This is a genomic window from Streptomyces sp. NPDC044064 (assembly GCF_056434245.1).
The window spans coordinates 101,328-115,356 of the sequence record NZ_JBWKFN010000034.1 but is presented as its reverse complement, the minus strand read 5'-3'; the positions used below and the strand labels follow the sequence as shown (position 1 = coordinate 115,356).

The window sequence follows — 14,029 nt, the reverse complement described above, 5'->3', positions numbered from 1 at the left end:
CGAGATCCGCAAGCAGAACCCCGCCTTCGGACTCGGCACCTACACCGAACTGCAGTCCTCCAACCCCGCCGTCCTCGCCTTCCTCCGCGACTACGAGGACGACCTGGTGCTGTGCGTGCACAACTTCTCCCGCTTCGCACAGCCCACGGAGCTGGACCTGAGGCGGTTCGGCGGGCGGCATCCGGTCGAGCTGTTCGGCGGGGTGCGGTTCCCGGCGATCGGTGAACTGCCCTACCTGCTGACCCTCGCGGGCCACGGCTTCTACTGGTTCCGGCTGCGCCGGGACGCCGCGTAGTCCGGCCGGGCGGGACGGCGGCCGGTTTCCGCCGTCCCGCCCGGGGCACCCATCAGTCACACCCCGACGACCCGGGGAAAGGACGTGACGCCCATGGCGGATACGGTCACCCCTTCCGGTACGACTCCCACTTCCGGTCGCCTCCTCGCCTCGCTCGAACCCCTGTTGCGCGAGTGGCTGCCCAGACAGCGCTGGTTCGCCGGCAAGGGCCGCCCGGTCACCGGGTTCACCCAGGTGGCGGCCACCGAACTACTGCCCCACGACGCTCGGCTGGGGCTCCACCACCTGCTCCTGCGCGCCCACCAGCCGCCCGTGCTCGGCGCCCCGGCGCACCCCGGTGACTGCTACCAGCTGCTGATAGGCGTGCGCGAGGCGCTGCCGCCCAGGCTGGCGCCCGCGCTCATCGGACATGTCACCGAGGGCCCGCTCGCCGGCCGCACGGTGTACGAGGCCCTGTACGACCCCCGGCCCGCCGACGTCCTCCTGGAGGCCCTGCGCACCCAGGCGCGCGTCGGCGGGCTTCGGTTCGAACGGGACCCGGACCAGGAGATCCGGGAGGGACTGGTGGCCCGTCCGATGACCGGCGAGCAGTCCAACTCGTCGATCGTCTACGGCGATACGTTCATCCTGAAGCTGTTGCGCCGAGTGGTCCCCGGCGTCAACCCCGACCTGGAGATACCGCGCGCCCTGGCCCGCGAGGGCTGCGCCCGGGTGCCCGCGCCGACGGCATGGCTGCGGACCGAGCCCGCCGACGAGGCCGGCACGTCGTACGTCCTGGCCGTGCTCCAGCCGTTCGTGAGCGGCGCCGCCGACGGCTGGGAGCTGGCACTGCGCGAGCTGGCCAAGGGCGAGGACTTCGCCGCCGAGGCCCGGGCCCTGGGCCGGGCCACCGCCGAGGTGCACACCGCCCTCGCCCATGCCCTGCCGACGGTCACCCTGGGCCATGCCCAGCTGCGGCTGCTGGTGGACGGCATGACCGAGCGGCTGACGGCCGCCGTCCAGGCGGTGCCGGCGCTCCGGCCGTACGAGCAGGGGCTGCGCTCCGCCTATGCGGCGCTGGACGACCTGGCCGCCGAGGGGCGCACCTGGACCGCCCAGCGCATCCACGGCGACCTGCATCTCGGCCAGTGTCTGCGCTCGCCGTCCGGCACCTGGTCGCTGATCGACTTCGAGGGCGAACCGGCCCGGCCGCTGGCCGAACGGCGCCTGCCGCAGCCGCCGGTGCGGGACATCGCCGGGATGCTGCGCTCCTTCGACTACGCCGCCCGCTCGGCCGGCCCGCCCGCACCGGGCTGGGCCGAGCGCTGCCGGGCCGCGTACTGCTCCGGTTACGCGGAGACGGCCGGCCGCGACCCTCGCACCGACCCCGTGCTGCTGCGGGCCTACGAGACCGACAAGGCCGTCTACGAAGTCGTCTACGAGGCCCGCCACCGCCCCGACTGGCTGCCCGTACCCCTTGCCGCGGTCCGCCGCCTCGCCACGTCCGACCCGACCCTCGCCCGGGAGACCCGTCCGTGACGTCCAAGAAGCCTGCCACCTCGAAGACCGACAAGTCCGGCACCAGCAAGGCCGAGCAGAGCAGAGAGGAGAAGAGCACGGCCGAGCAGGCCAGGGCCCCGAAGAAGGCCACAGCCAAGAAGGTCACGGCCAAGAAGACCGCAGCCAAGAAGACCGCAGCCAAAAAGGCCCCCGCCGGAAAGGGCACGGCCACAACGGGCACGGCCAAGAGGACCGGTGCCGCCGGGAAGTCCGGTTCTGCCGCGAAGAGCGGTTCCGCCGCCGTCCCTCGCGCCCGCAAGCCCGAACCGCCCGCCCGGGAGCGCCCTGCCGAGGTCGCCGTCTCCCCCGCGCTCGACGCCGGCGACCGCGAGCGGCTGCTGCACGGCGCCCACCACGACCCGCACTCCGTCCTCGGCGCCCATCCGGTCCCGGGCGGGATCGCCTTCCGCGCCTTCCGGCCCTACGCGCAGGCGGTCACCGTGGTCTCCGGCGACCTGCGGGCGGACCTGCACGACGACGGGGACGGCTTCTTCTCCGGGCTGCTCCCGCTCTCCGAGGTCCCCGCCCACCGGCTGCTGGTGACGTACGACGGCACCGTCCACGAGACCGAGGACGCCTACCGTTTCCTGCCCACGCTCGGCGAACTGGACCTGCACCTGATCGGCGAGGGCCGGCACGAGCGGCTGTGGCGGGTGCTCGGCGCGCACGTCCTGACCCACCAGGGCGTGACCGGGACCCGGTTCTCGGTGTGGGCACCGAACGCGCGGGGTGTGCGCGTAGCGGGGAACTTCAACTTCTGGGACGCCGGCGGGCACGCGATGCGCTCGCTCGGCTCCTCGGGGGTGTGGGAGCTGTTCGTGCCCGGCATCGGCGAGGGCGAGCTGTACAAGTTCGAGATCACCCGCCCGGACGGCTCGCGCACCCTGCGCGCCGATCCGCTGGCCCGCCGTACGGAGGTCCCGCCGGCCACCTCGTCGATCGTGCACGCCTTGCACCACGAGTGGGGCGACGCGGAGTGGCTGGCCCACCGCGCCGACACGCCCGTGCACGAGTCACCGTTGTCCGTGTACGAGGTCCATCTGGCCTCCTGGCGGCCCGGCCTGACGTACCGCCAGCTGGCCGAGCAACTCCCCGCCTACGTCACGGAGATGGGCTTCACGCACGTGGAGCTGATGCCGGTGGCCGAGCACCCCTTCGGCGGCTCCTGGGGCTACCAGGTCACCGGCTTCTACGCCCCGACGGCCCGGCTCGGCACCCCGGACGACTTCAAGTACCTGGTGGACCGGCTGCACCAGGCCGGCATCGGTGTCCTGATGGACTGGGTGCCGGCGCACTTCCCGCGCGACGACTGGGCGCTGGCCGAGTTCGACGGGCGCCCCCTGTACGAGCACCACGATCCGCTGCGGGCCGCGCACCCCGACTGGGGCACCCTGGAGTTCGACTTCGGCCGTCGCGAGGTGCGCAACTTCCTGGTGGCGAACGCCGTGTTCTGGTGCGAGGAGTTCCACATCGACGGGCTGCGGGTGGACGCCGTCGCCTCCATGCTCTACCTCGACTACTCGCGCGAGCCCGGCCAGTGGACGCCCAACGAGCACGGCGGCCGGGAGAACCTGGACGCGGTGGCCTTCCTGCAGGAGATGAACGCCACCGTCTACCGGCGCTGCCCCGGGGTGGTGACCATCGCGGAGGAGTCCACCGCCTGGGACGGGGTCACCCGCCCCACCCACCACAGGGGTCCGAGCGGCTTCGGCGGTCTGGGCTTCGGCCTGAAGTGGAACATGGGCTGGATGCACGACTCGCTCCAGTACATGAGCCACGACCCCGTCCACCGCAGGTACCACCACCACGAGATGACCTTCTCGATGGTGTACGCGTACAGCGAGAACTACGTGCTGCCGATCTCCCACGACGAGGTCGTGCACGGCAAGCGGTCCCTCGTCTCGAAGATGCCGGGCGACTGGTGGCAGCAGCGCGCCAACCATCGCGCCTACCTCGGCTTCATGTGGGCCCACCCCGGCAAGCAACTGCTCTTCATGGGGCAGGAGTTCGCCCAGGGTGCCGAGTGGTCCGAGGCGCACGGCCCGGACTGGTGGCTGCTCGACCCGTCGTACGGCGCGGAGGCGGACCACCGGGGCGTCCGGGACCTGGTCCGCGACCTGAACGCCGGCTACCGCGCCGCCCCGGCCCTGTGGCAGCGCGACACCGATCCGGCGGGCTTCCAGTGGATCACGGGCGACTCGGCGGACGACAACGTCTTCGCGTTCCTGCGTCGCTCCGCCGACGGGACCCCGCTGCTGGCGGTCTCCCACCTGGCCCCCGTGGTCCGCCACGACTACCGCATCGGCGTCCCCGAAGACGTCCCGGCCTGGCTGGAGGTCCTGAACACCGACGCGGCCCGTTACGGCGGCAGCGACGTGGTCCACCCCGACCCGGTCAAACCGGAGCCGCCGGGCGCCCATGGACGTCCGGCGAGCATCCGGCTCACCCTGCCTCCGCTGGCCACGGTGTGGCTGCGGCCGGCCTAGCGGCCCGCGTCACCCGGGCGACGCGAAGACCTGGACGGCGTAGTCACCGCTGACGGCGACGCCGGTGTCCTTGTAGCTGCAGTTGAGGATGTTGCCTTTGTGGCCCGAGCTGTTCATCCAGCCGTCGACGATCGTCTTGGCGTCCGTGGTGCCCCAGGACATGTTCTCCGCCGACGGTCCCGCGTTGTAGCCGGCGTTCTTGATGCGCTGGGTGTAGCTGGAGCCGTCGGAACCGGTGTGGTTGGTCAGGTGGTTCTTGCTCGCGTCGTCCGCGAACGTCTGGGCGGCCTTGGTCAGCTGTCCGTTCTCCTGCAGGGCGGGGCAGTTGGCCTTGGACCGCTCGGCATTGACCAGCTGCAGGATCTCGCCGGGCGAGGCGGCGGGGGCGAGGGTCACCGCGGCCCCGGCGCCGGCCGCTCCGGCGAACAGCAGGGGGGCCGCGCAGGCGGCGGCGCACAGACGGCGTATGAGTGTGGTCGTGGTCCGCATGGAAATGCCTTCGTTCGGAAGTGACGGCGAGAAATCCCCCCGGAACTCCGTGAGACGTGTGAAGGGTTCGCGCGGTGGCACGGACACGGCAAGCGAGCGCCCGCAGAACCCTGGGTCACCGGCGGTTCCTCGGATGGTGCCCGGCGCCTGCGCTCGTACCTCTCCACCGTACGCCCGTCACGGTGGACCCACGAGTCCGGCGGCCGGGGCACCACCTGTCACCTCCCGCTGCCTGCGCGTTACCCGAAGGCCTCGGCCAGCGCCTTCGGCAACCCCTTGGTGTGCACCACGCCCAGTCGCTGCGTGGCCCTGGTCAGGGCCACGTACAGGTCGCTGGTGCCGTACCGCCTGGGTTCGACCACCAGAACGGAGTCGAATTCGAGCCCCTTGGACTGACGCGGGTCGAGCAGGACGACCTTCCGCGTCAGGTCGGGTTCGGTACCCGCCGTGACGCCGTCCAGCCGGGCCGCCAGCCGGCGGTGCAGTTCGCGCGGGGCGATCACTGCCAACCGGCCCTCCACCGGGGTCAGTTCGGCGACTGCCTCGGCAACCGCGCCGGGCAGATCGTCGCCCGCGTCCCACACCCGGGGCCGTACCCCCGTGGAGCGGACCGAGCCCGGGGGCTCGAACTCCGGGTTCTCGGCGCGGACCACGGCCGCGGCCAGGTCCATGACCTCGGACGGGGTGCGGTAGTTGACGCCCAGCCGGGTGTGCTCCCAGCGGTCCTCGACATACGGCTCGAGGATGTCGGCCCAGGAGCCGACACCGGCCGGCTCCGCAGTCTGGGCCGGATCGCCGACCAGGGTCATCGAGCGGGTCGGGCTGCGCCGCATGAGCAGCCGCCACGCCATCGGCGACAGCTCCTGCGCCTCGTCGACGATGATGTGCCCGAACGCCCAGGTCCGGTCGGCCGCGGCCCGCTCGGCGGCGCTGCGGTGGTCCGCCTCCTCGTGGCGCTCGGCGAACCGCTCGGCGTCGATGATGTCGTGGGCGGACAGGACCTCGGAGGCTTCGGGGTCACCGTCCTCCTTGTCCTCGAACTCAAAGGTGCGGGAAGCGTAGGAGACGTCGAGCACGCCCTGCGCGTAGGCCACCTGTGTCTCCCGCTCGCGCTCCGCCCGCGCCCGCGCCCACCGCTCGTCCACGCCGAGCAGTTCGGCCGCCTCGTCCAGCAGCGGTACGTCCGCCACGGTCCATTCCCGGGTCACCGGCCGGCGGATGGCGGCCGCGTCGTCGTCGGAGACGTAGCCCACCGGGTCGGCCAGGAAGTCCGCGACCAGGCGCTGCGGCGTCAGACGCGGCCACAGCTGGTCGATGGCCGCCCAGACCTCGCGGTTCTCGGCCAGCTCGTCGCGGATCTGGGTGATGTCGGAGGCGTCCAGCAGGCTGCTGCCGTCGTACGGGTCGGTGCCCACGCGCTCGGCGTACAGCTCGGTGAGCGTGTTGAGGATGTGGCCCTCGAAGTACTCCCGGGCCACGTTGTGCGGCAGCTTGGCGGCGCGGGTGCGCTCGCGGGCGACCCTCACCAGGCCGTCGTCGAGCATCAGGATCTCGCGGTCGTGCTCGATCGCGATCACCGGATCGGGCAGCGACTGCCAGTCCTGTACGACCTCGGCGAGTACGGCCGCCATGTCGGCGCGGCCCTTCACCGCGGCCGCCTCCCGGCCGTCGGCCGCCGTCGCCCGCACGCCGGGGAACAGCTCACCGACCGTGGCCAGCAGCACTCCGGTCTCGCCGAGGGAGGGCAGCACCTCGCCGATGTAGCCGAGGAAGGCCGGGTTGGGTCCGACGATGAGGACCGCACGGCGGGCCAGCAGCTCCCGGTGTTCGTAGAGGAGGTACGCCGCCCGGTGCAGCGCCACCGCCGTCTTGCCGGTGCCGGGGCCGCCCTCGACGACCAGCACCCCGCGGTGCGGCGCCCGGATGATGCGGTCCTGGTCGGCCTGGATGGTCTGCACGATGTCGCCCATCCGGCCGGTGCGCGCCGAGTTGAGCGCGGCCAGCAGCACGGCGTCCCCGGTCGGGTCCTCGTGGCCGGTGCGGGTGGCGTCGCCGAGGTCCAGGATCTCGTCGTGCAGCGAGGTCACCGTCCGGTCCTCGGTGGCGATGTGCCGGCGGCGGCGCAGGCACATCGGGGTGTGACCGGTGGCCAGATAGAAGGGCCGGGCGACGTCGGCCCGCCAGTCGATGAGGACGGGGGTGTGTTCGGCGTCGTCCTCGCGCAGCCCGATCCGGCCGATGTGGTGGACCGTGCCGTCGGCCAGGTCGATCCGGCCGAAGCAGAGCGAGCCGTCGACGGCGTTCAGCGCGGCGAGCAGGCCCGAGCGCTCGGCGACCAGGATGTCCCGCTCCAGCCGGGCCTGCATGGGCTTGTCGCCCTGGGCGAGCGCGTCCGCGACCGAGGTCTCGGCCTCGCCGAGCAGCACGTCCACGCGCGCGTACAGTCCATCGATGAATTCCTGTTCGTGGCGCAATTCATCATCTGGAAATTCGGTGTTTGACAATTCCGCTCCCGCCCGGATATACTGTGCTCACTGAACTTCTCCGCGACCACTCCGAATTGAAGTCGCGAACCACTGAATATACGCACAGAAATCCCCCGAGCGCAATTACTCGGGGGATTTTTTCGTGACCGGTCCCGCTTTACCGCACAGGCGTCACAGCACGTCGGCCAGCTCCTCCAGCAGCCGCCGCTTGGGCCGGGCCCCCACCATCGACCGCACCGGCTCACCGTCCCGGAAGACCATGAGGGTCGGCGTGGACAGCACGCCGTAGGCGACCGTCGTCTGCGGATTGCGGTCCACGTCCAGCTGGACGATCTTCAGCCGGTCGCCCTCCTCGAAGGCGACGTCCTTCAGCACGGGCGCCAGCTGCCGGCACGGCCCGCACCAGTCGGCGGTGAACTGCACCAGCACCGGAAGGTCCGCGCCGATCACCTCCGCCTCGAAGTCCGCGTCCGTCACCTCGCCCAGTCCGCTCACCAAACTCACCGCGTCAGCCCTCCCAGTTCGCATGCCGGTTCCGGACCTCCCGGAACCCGCGCCTCGGCGGCCAGCTCGTCCCGGGCCTCCTCGGCCCGCCGCAACTGCCCCGCGACCTGCTCCCGCACCGCCGCCAGCTGTCCGATGAGCGCGTCCAGCTCGTCCAGCTTGCGCCGGTAGACCACGAGGGACGCCGGGCAGGAGTCGCCCTCCGGGTGCCCGGACCGCAGGCAGTCCACGAACGGCCGCGTCTCCTCCAGGTCGAACCCGAAGTCCTGCAGCGTCCGGATCTGCCGGAGCAGCCTGACGTCGGCCTCGTCGTAGGTGCGGTGTCCCTTGTCGTCGCGCCGGGCGGGCAGCAGCCCCCGCGCCTCGTAGTAGCGCAGGGTGCGGGTGGTGGTCCCGGCCCGTGCGGCCAGCTCGCCGATTCGCATGTCCACGACCGTAGGTGTTGACGTCGGCGTCAAGGCAAGAGGGGCGGCAGCAGCGGCTTCCGGCGCACCGGTGAGGACAGCACGATCGAGGTCGTCGTACGGCCCAGCGCCGAGGTCTGCTCCAGGACGTCCTCCAGGTGCACGGTGTCGGTCACGGCGACCTTGAGGATCCAGCAGTCCTCCCCGACGACGTGGTGCACCTCGGTGATCTCCGGGCGGTCGAGCAGCTCCAGGGTCCTCGGGTGCTTGAGGGTGTAGCCGCCGTGCGGGTTGACCCGGATGAAGGCCTGGATGCCGTAGCCGAGGCGGGCTGCCGCGACCTGCGCGCCGTACCCCTCGACCACCCCGGCCGCCTCCAGCCGGCGCACCCGCTCGGCGACGGCCGCAGGGCTCAGGCTGATCCGCCGGCCCAGCTCGCTGAGCTTGATCCGGCCGTCGGTCTGGAGCAGTTCGAGAAGCTGCCGGTCCACCGCGTCGAAGGCCAGTGGTGTTTCGTTGGTGACGGCCCGCAGATGCCGTTGTTCTTTCGGTGCGGTGACCGTATCTCCCATGTCTCCCCCTTCAGGAACGGATGTGTGGCCCGGAGAATTATGGCCATGCGAAAGGTACGAGAGGTACTGGTCATCGGCGGCAACCGCTATTTCGGCAAGCGGCTGATCGCCCGTCTGCTGGCGGCCGGCGACCGGGTCACGGTCCTGAATCGGGGTTCGTCCGCACCGCCGCCGGGTGTGGTGCACCTGGTGGCCGACCGCGACGACGAGAAGGCCCTGGCCGAGGCCGTCGGCACCCGCGTGTTCGACGTCGTCCTCGACCAGGTCTGCTACACCCCGCGCCAGGCGGCCGTCGCCCGCCGCGTCTTCGCCGGACGCACCGGCCGCTATGTGATGACCTCGACGGTCGAGGTGTACGAGCACGAGGACTCCGCGGAACCGGTGCCCGAGCATGCGGTGGACCCGGCGACGGTCGCCGTGGACCTGGAACTGCCGTGGGACGAACCCGGGTTCCTGGAGTCCCATTACGGCGAGGGCAAGCGGCAGGCGGAGGCGGTGTTCACGACGGACCCCGCGTTCCCGTTCGTGTCCGTCCGGGTGGCCCACGTCCTCGGCGGCGACGACGACTTCACCGGCCGCCTCCAGCACTACGCCGACCGCATCCGCTCCGGCGCCCCCCTCGCCGTACCACCGGTCACGCACCCGGCGACGTACATCCATGTCGAGGAGATCGCGGACTTCCTGTACTGGGCGGCCGGCGAGGACTTCACGGGCCCGGTGAACGCCGCCTCCCACGGCCTGCTGGCACTGGAGGAGCTGACGACGGCCGTGGCGGCAGCGCTGCCCGGCGGCGCGCCGGTGTTCGAGGTGGCCGAGACCGGCGAGGTCTCCCCCTTCGCCTTCCGCCGCCGCTACGGCATGGACAACTCCCGGGCCACGCGGCTCGGTTTCACCTTCGGTGACGTACGGCAGTGGCTGCCGAAGGCCGTCGCCGAGACTCTCGGAGAGGACGACTGACGTGCGGTACCGCACCCTTGGCGGACTGAAGGTGAGCGCGGTCGGGCTCGGTGCCATGCCGCTGTCGATCGAGGGCCGGCCGGACGAACGGCGCGCCCTGGACACGGTGCACGCGGCCCTCGACGCCGGCGTGACCCTGCTGGACACGGCCGACTCCTACCATCTGCCGGGCCGGGATCCCGGCCACAACGAGCTCCTCCTCGCCCGCGCCCTCGCGGCCTACGGCGGCGACACCGACGGCGTGCTCGTGGCCACCAAGGGCGGCCGGGGCCGCCCCGCCGACGGCAGCTGGACGGTGACGGGCTCGCCCCGGCACCTCAAGGCGGCCGCCGAGGCCTCCCTGCAGCGGCTCGGTGTCGAGGCGATCGGCCTCTACCAACTGCACAAGCCCGACCCGGCCGTGCCGTTCGAGGACTCCGTCGGCGCCCTTCGCGACCTGCTGGACGAGGGCAAGATCCGCCTGGCCGGCCTCTCCAACGTGACCACGGACCAGATCCACCGCGCCCGCGCGATCCTCGGCGACCGGCTGGCGTCGGTCCAGAATCGCTACTCCCCCGAGATCCGCTCCAGCGAGGCCGAGTTGCGGCTGTGCGCGGAGCTGGGGCTGGCGTTCCTTCCCTGGAGCCCGCTGGGCGGGATCTCGCGCAGCTCACTGGACGGGCCGTCGATGCTGGAGGGCGGCGCACGGTTCGCGGCGTTCCACGAGGTGGCCGAGGAACGCGGGGCGAGCCCCCAGCAGGTCGCCCTCGCCTGGCTGCTGTCCCTCTCCCCGGCCGTGGTCCCGATCCCGGGCGCGAGCCGCCCGGAGACGGTCCGGAACTCGGCCGGGGCGGCGGACCTGGTACTGGGCGAAGAGGAGCTGACCCGGCTGACGCGGTCCACGCGGACGCGGTGAATCCCCGGTGCGGGGGCCGGCTCAGCCGACGCCCACTCCGGCCGACTCCTCCACCTCCATGAGGGACGCGCTGTGCCGCTCCTCCTCGAACTTCCTGCGGCCGCCGCGCAGCCCGAACAGGCGCTTGGCCAGGGCGATGTAGAGGACCGCGAGGACGTTGAGGACGAGGGTGGCGATCTTCAGCCAGCTGATGTGCTCGGTGAGTTCGTAGATCTCCAGCGGGAGGAAGGCGGCGGTGGCCACCACCGTCAGATACTCCGCCCAGCGCTTGGCGTACCAGAGGCCGACCGCCTCGACCAGCTCGACCAGCGCGTACGCGAGGAGCAGGGCCGCGACCAGCATCAGCGTGGAGTGCTTGTAGCCGAAGGCCTTCTGGATGGAGCCGACGACCGGTGAGTGGTCGAGGTCGTAGTGGAAGTGCCGGAACACCGGCCGGAAGACGTCCAGGTAGTTGTTGAAGAGCTTCCGTACCGCGTCCTGGCTGTTGCTGAACTTCCACACCGCGACCGCGACCAGCACGATGAACACCCCGCGCACCGCCCGCTCGATCGCGAGGAAGCGCAGGATGAACAGGTCCCGCAGCACCTTCCCGCGCGCCACCAGCGGCGCCTCGTCGGCCGGTCCCGTGCCGTGCGGCTCGCCCAGCACGAAGTCCCCGCAGCGCAGGCAGCGCCACACGTCGCCGAGCGCGGTCTGCGCGTGCAGCCGTACCCGCAGCCGGGGGTCGTCGGGCGCGTAGGTCACATGGCCCTTCCGCGCGCAGGTCCGCCGGTCCCAGTCGATCTTCATCCCCCGTGCCTCCATGCTCGTTCGGGAACACGCACGAACGTGCCGTTCCGGTTCCGGCACGGCACGCTAGTGGACGCGGGGGAGAAGACGCCGTGCGGGGTCAGCCGGCTGCGCTCTCCGCCAGTTCCTTCTCCTCGGCATTCTGCTCCGCCACGGCTGCCTCGTCCTGTACGGCGGACTCGTGGCGCGGCAGCAGCACGGCCACCAGGAGCGTGCCGATGCCGAGGACCACCGTGCCGATCATGCTGGTGCGGGCGACGGCGTCGGAGAAGGCGGAGCCGACCGCGTCGGCCATCCGGTGGGCGCCGGAGGCTAGCTGCCCGGCCTGCTGCTGGAGCTGGGCGGCCTGCTGCGGGTCGCTCGTCCGTGCGGCCTGTGCGGCCGGCTGGTGCGCCTTGCCGCCGATGCCCTGCGCGACGGCGTACCCGGCGCCGACGGAGTCCTGTGCGGTCGCGAGGGCGCTCGCCGGGAGCCTGCTGCCGGCGGTGGCGTCGGTGAGGTGGTCGCCGTACGAGGTGGCGAGCAGGGAGCCGAGGATGGCGATGCCGAGCGAGCCGCCCAGCTCCAGCGAGGTGTCGTCGACCGCGCCGCCGAGGCCCGGCTCGGACTCCGGGAAGGCGCCCGTGATCGCGTCGGTGCAGGGCGAGAGGGCGGGCCGATGGCGAGGCCCAGGATGATCAGCGGGGCCAGGAAGTCGGTGTACATCGAGCCCGCGTCGACCCGCGTGAGCAGTGCCAGGGCCGTCGTACCGCCGACCATGGCACTGCTCACGCCGGTCTCCAGGGCGCATTCGTGCAGGAGCAGATGCTGTTCGCGGTGACGGAGGCGGTGAACGACGGCCTGGTGACAGCCGTGGAGGCGGGCCGCTCGGCCACGGTCACCGTACGGACCGCGGCGGGCGTACCCGCCTCCACGGCCACCGAGCCGGTGGCCGAGGTGAGCGCGGAGTCGTAGACCCCGAAAGACATGGAAGCCGGGCGGCTGGGTGAACGGGGGAGACCCAGCCGCCCGGCGGCGGTTCCCGGACGCCCGGCCCGGGTTCAGGCGGGGCCGGACGTCCGGAGCTTTCTCGGGGCTCAGGCCTTGGCCAGCTCCTTCTCCCCGTCCTCGCGGGGCTCGGGAAGGTCCTTGACCGCGGCCTGGTGCTCGTCCAGCAGGGTCGTCTCGTCGAACGGCAGCTCACCTGCGAGGACCTGCCTGACCCGGGCCTTGTCGATCTCCTTCGTCCAGGTACCGACCAGCACCGTCGCCACCGCGTTGCCCGCGAAGTTGGTCAGCGCACGCGCCTCGCTCATGAAGCGGTCGATGCCGACGATCAGGCCGACGCCGTCGACCAGGGCGGGCTTGTGCGACTGGAGACCGCCGGCCAGCGTGGCCAGACCCGCACCGCTGACGCCCGCCGCGCCCTTGGAGGCCAGCAGCAGGAAGAGCAGCAGCGGGATCTGCTCGCCGATGGACATCGGGGTGCCCAGGGCGTCGGCGATGTAGAGGGACGCCATGGTCATGTAGATCATGGTGCCGTCGAGGTTGAAGGAGTAGCCGGTCGGCACGGTGATGCCGACGACCGGCTTGCTGACGCCCAGGTGCTCCATCTTCGCGATGAGCCGCGGCAGCGCGGACTCCGAGGACGAGGTCGACAGGATCAGCAGGAACTCGCGGGCGAGGTACTTGAACAGCGAGAAGACGTTCAGTCCGGCGACGATCCGCAGCAGCGCGCCGAGCACGATGAAGACGAACAGGAAGCAGGTCACGTAGAACCCGAGCATCAGCACCGCGAGGCTCTTGAGCGCGTCCAGGCCTGCCGAGCCGACGACGGCCGCGATGGCACCGAAGGCACCGATCGGCGCGGCCCACATGACCATGGACAGGATGCGGAAGACCAGCCGCTGGATGTGCTCGACGCCCCGCAGCACCGGCTGCCCGACCGGCCCCATGGCCTGCAGCGCGAATCCGGCGAGCAGCGCGACCAGCAGGGTCTGCAGCACCTGGCCCTCGGTGAACGCGGACACGAAGGTGGTCGGGATGATCGACAGGACGAAGTCGACCGGCGGCAGCGCGTCGGGAGACACCTGGCCGTGCCCGGTCGCCTTGATGGCGTCGGTGATGTGCAGCCCTTCACCCGGGTGCAGGACGTTGCCGACGACGAGGCCGATGGCGAGGGCGACGAGCGACATCACCAGGAAGTAGCCGAGCGCGATACCGCCGACGGCACCGACCTTCGCGGCCTTCCGTACGGAGCCGATGCCGAGCACGATCGTGCAGAAGATGATCGGCGAGATCATCATCTTGATCAGGTTCACGAAGCCGGTGCCCAGCGGCTTCAGCTCGACTCCGGCATCGGGCCAGATGAGCCCCACGGCGATACCGAGAGCGACCGCCACAATGACGGCGATGTACAGGTAGTGGGTCCGGTCCCGCTTCACGCGGGGTGCGGCAGGTGCCGTATCGGGGGAACTGGCGGCCACGGCTGCCCTCCTTGACGTCTTCGTCGGCATCACCGGCGTGCGGCTCACGTCCGGGGGTTGTGGGGGATGCCGTGACTATCTCCCGGTCTGTGAGGGCGGTCACCCTTCCGTTCATTTAGTTCATGCTTGACCCGAGGGGCACACTGCT

13 protein-coding genes and 1 pseudogene are annotated in these 14,029 nt (G+C 71.4%); 6 read left to right on the top strand and 8 right to left on the bottom strand.

All coding sequences use genetic code 11. The annotated features are described in order from the left end of the window. The 3 genes from AC07DS_RS38755 to glgB all read left to right on the top strand — a co-directional run. Positions 1–295, top strand: a 295-nt coding sequence (locus AC07DS_RS38755; protein ID WP_479153222.1) for an alpha-glucosidase C-terminal domain-containing protein, incomplete at its 5' end; no start/stop codon positions are given. 93 nt (positions 296–388) lie between these two features. Next, on the top strand, positions 389–1,813 hold the full coding sequence (locus AC07DS_RS38750; protein WP_479153220.1) for a maltokinase N-terminal cap-like domain-containing protein: 1,425 nt from the start codon (positions 389–391) through the stop codon (positions 1,811–1,813). Then, positions 1,810–4,320, top strand: coding sequence for a 1,4-alpha-glucan branching enzyme (glgB, locus tag AC07DS_RS38745; protein WP_479153218.1), 2,511 nt, complete (start codon positions 1,810–1,812; stop codon positions 4,318–4,320). Before AC07DS_RS38750 ends, glgB begins: the two co-directional genes overlap by 4 nt. A 9-nt stretch (positions 4,321–4,329) precedes the next feature. Here the strand turns inward: glgB and AC07DS_RS38740 are convergent, their stop codons facing one another. From AC07DS_RS38740 to AC07DS_RS38720, 5 genes are all read right to left on the bottom strand, one after another. Further along, entirely contained in the window at positions 4,330–4,809 is a 480-nt protein-coding gene (locus AC07DS_RS38740) for a CAP domain-containing protein (protein ID WP_479153217.1), read from the bottom strand. 239 nt (positions 4,810–5,048) lie between these two features. Next, positions 5,049–7,283 carry a HelD family protein gene (locus AC07DS_RS38735; RefSeq protein ID WP_479153216.1) on the bottom strand — a complete coding sequence of 745 codons (2,235 nt, stop codon included), beginning with the start codon at positions 7,281–7,283 and terminating at the stop codon, positions 5,049–5,051. A gap of 183 nt (positions 7,284–7,466) precedes the next feature. Beyond that, complete coding sequence (gene trxA, locus AC07DS_RS38730; protein ID WP_479153233.1) at positions 7,467–7,781, bottom strand: thioredoxin; 315 nt, start codon at positions 7,779–7,781, stop codon at positions 7,467–7,469. A 14-nt stretch (positions 7,782–7,795) separates the two neighbouring features. Next, positions 7,796–8,224, bottom strand: coding sequence for a MerR family transcriptional regulator (locus tag AC07DS_RS38725; RefSeq protein WP_479153214.1), 429 nt, complete (start codon positions 8,222–8,224; stop codon positions 7,796–7,798). A gap of 29 nt (positions 8,225–8,253) precedes the next feature. Then, positions 8,254–8,775, bottom strand: a complete 522-nt coding sequence (locus AC07DS_RS38720) for an Lrp/AsnC family transcriptional regulator (RefSeq protein WP_479153212.1) — start codon at positions 8,773–8,775, stop codon at positions 8,254–8,256. 45 nt (positions 8,776–8,820) lie between these two features. Here AC07DS_RS38720 and AC07DS_RS38715 point away from each other — a divergent pair, with 45 nt between their 5' ends. Both AC07DS_RS38715 and AC07DS_RS38710 read left to right on the top strand, forming a co-directional pair. Beyond that, a complete protein-coding gene (locus tag AC07DS_RS38715) occupies positions 8,821–9,732 on the top strand; it encodes an NAD-dependent epimerase/dehydratase family protein (protein ID WP_479153210.1) in 912 nt (303 codons plus the stop codon). 1 nt (position 9,733) lies between these two features. Beyond that, entirely contained in the window at positions 9,734–10,627 is an 894-nt protein-coding gene (locus tag AC07DS_RS38710) for an aldo/keto reductase (protein WP_479153208.1), read from the top strand. 21 nt (positions 10,628–10,648) lie between these two features. On the opposite strand, the gene AC07DS_RS38705 is transcribed toward AC07DS_RS38710, so the two are convergent. Continuing rightward, positions 10,649–11,416 (bottom strand): DUF2127 domain-containing protein, encoded by a 768-nt coding sequence (locus AC07DS_RS38705; protein ID WP_479153206.1) that lies wholly within the window; start codon positions 11,414–11,416, stop codon positions 10,649–10,651. A 100-nt stretch (positions 11,417–11,516) separates the two neighbouring features. After that, a pseudogene (locus tag AC07DS_RS38700) lies at positions 11,517–12,187 on the bottom strand (MFS transporter); the annotation flags it as partial. A 21-nt stretch (positions 12,188–12,208) separates the two neighbouring features. Here AC07DS_RS38700 and AC07DS_RS38695 point away from each other — a divergent pair. After that, positions 12,209–12,370: a hypothetical protein gene (locus AC07DS_RS38695; protein WP_479153204.1), complete on the top strand. Its 162-nt coding sequence runs from the start codon at positions 12,209–12,211 to the stop codon at positions 12,368–12,370. 122 nt (positions 12,371–12,492) lie between these two features. Here the strand turns inward: AC07DS_RS38695 and AC07DS_RS38690 are convergent, their stop codons facing one another. Continuing rightward, positions 12,493–13,911, bottom strand: a complete 1,419-nt coding sequence (locus AC07DS_RS38690) for a cation:dicarboxylate symporter family transporter (protein ID WP_479153231.1) — start codon at positions 13,909–13,911, stop codon at positions 12,493–12,495. Positions 13,912–14,029: the final 118 nt, after the last annotated feature.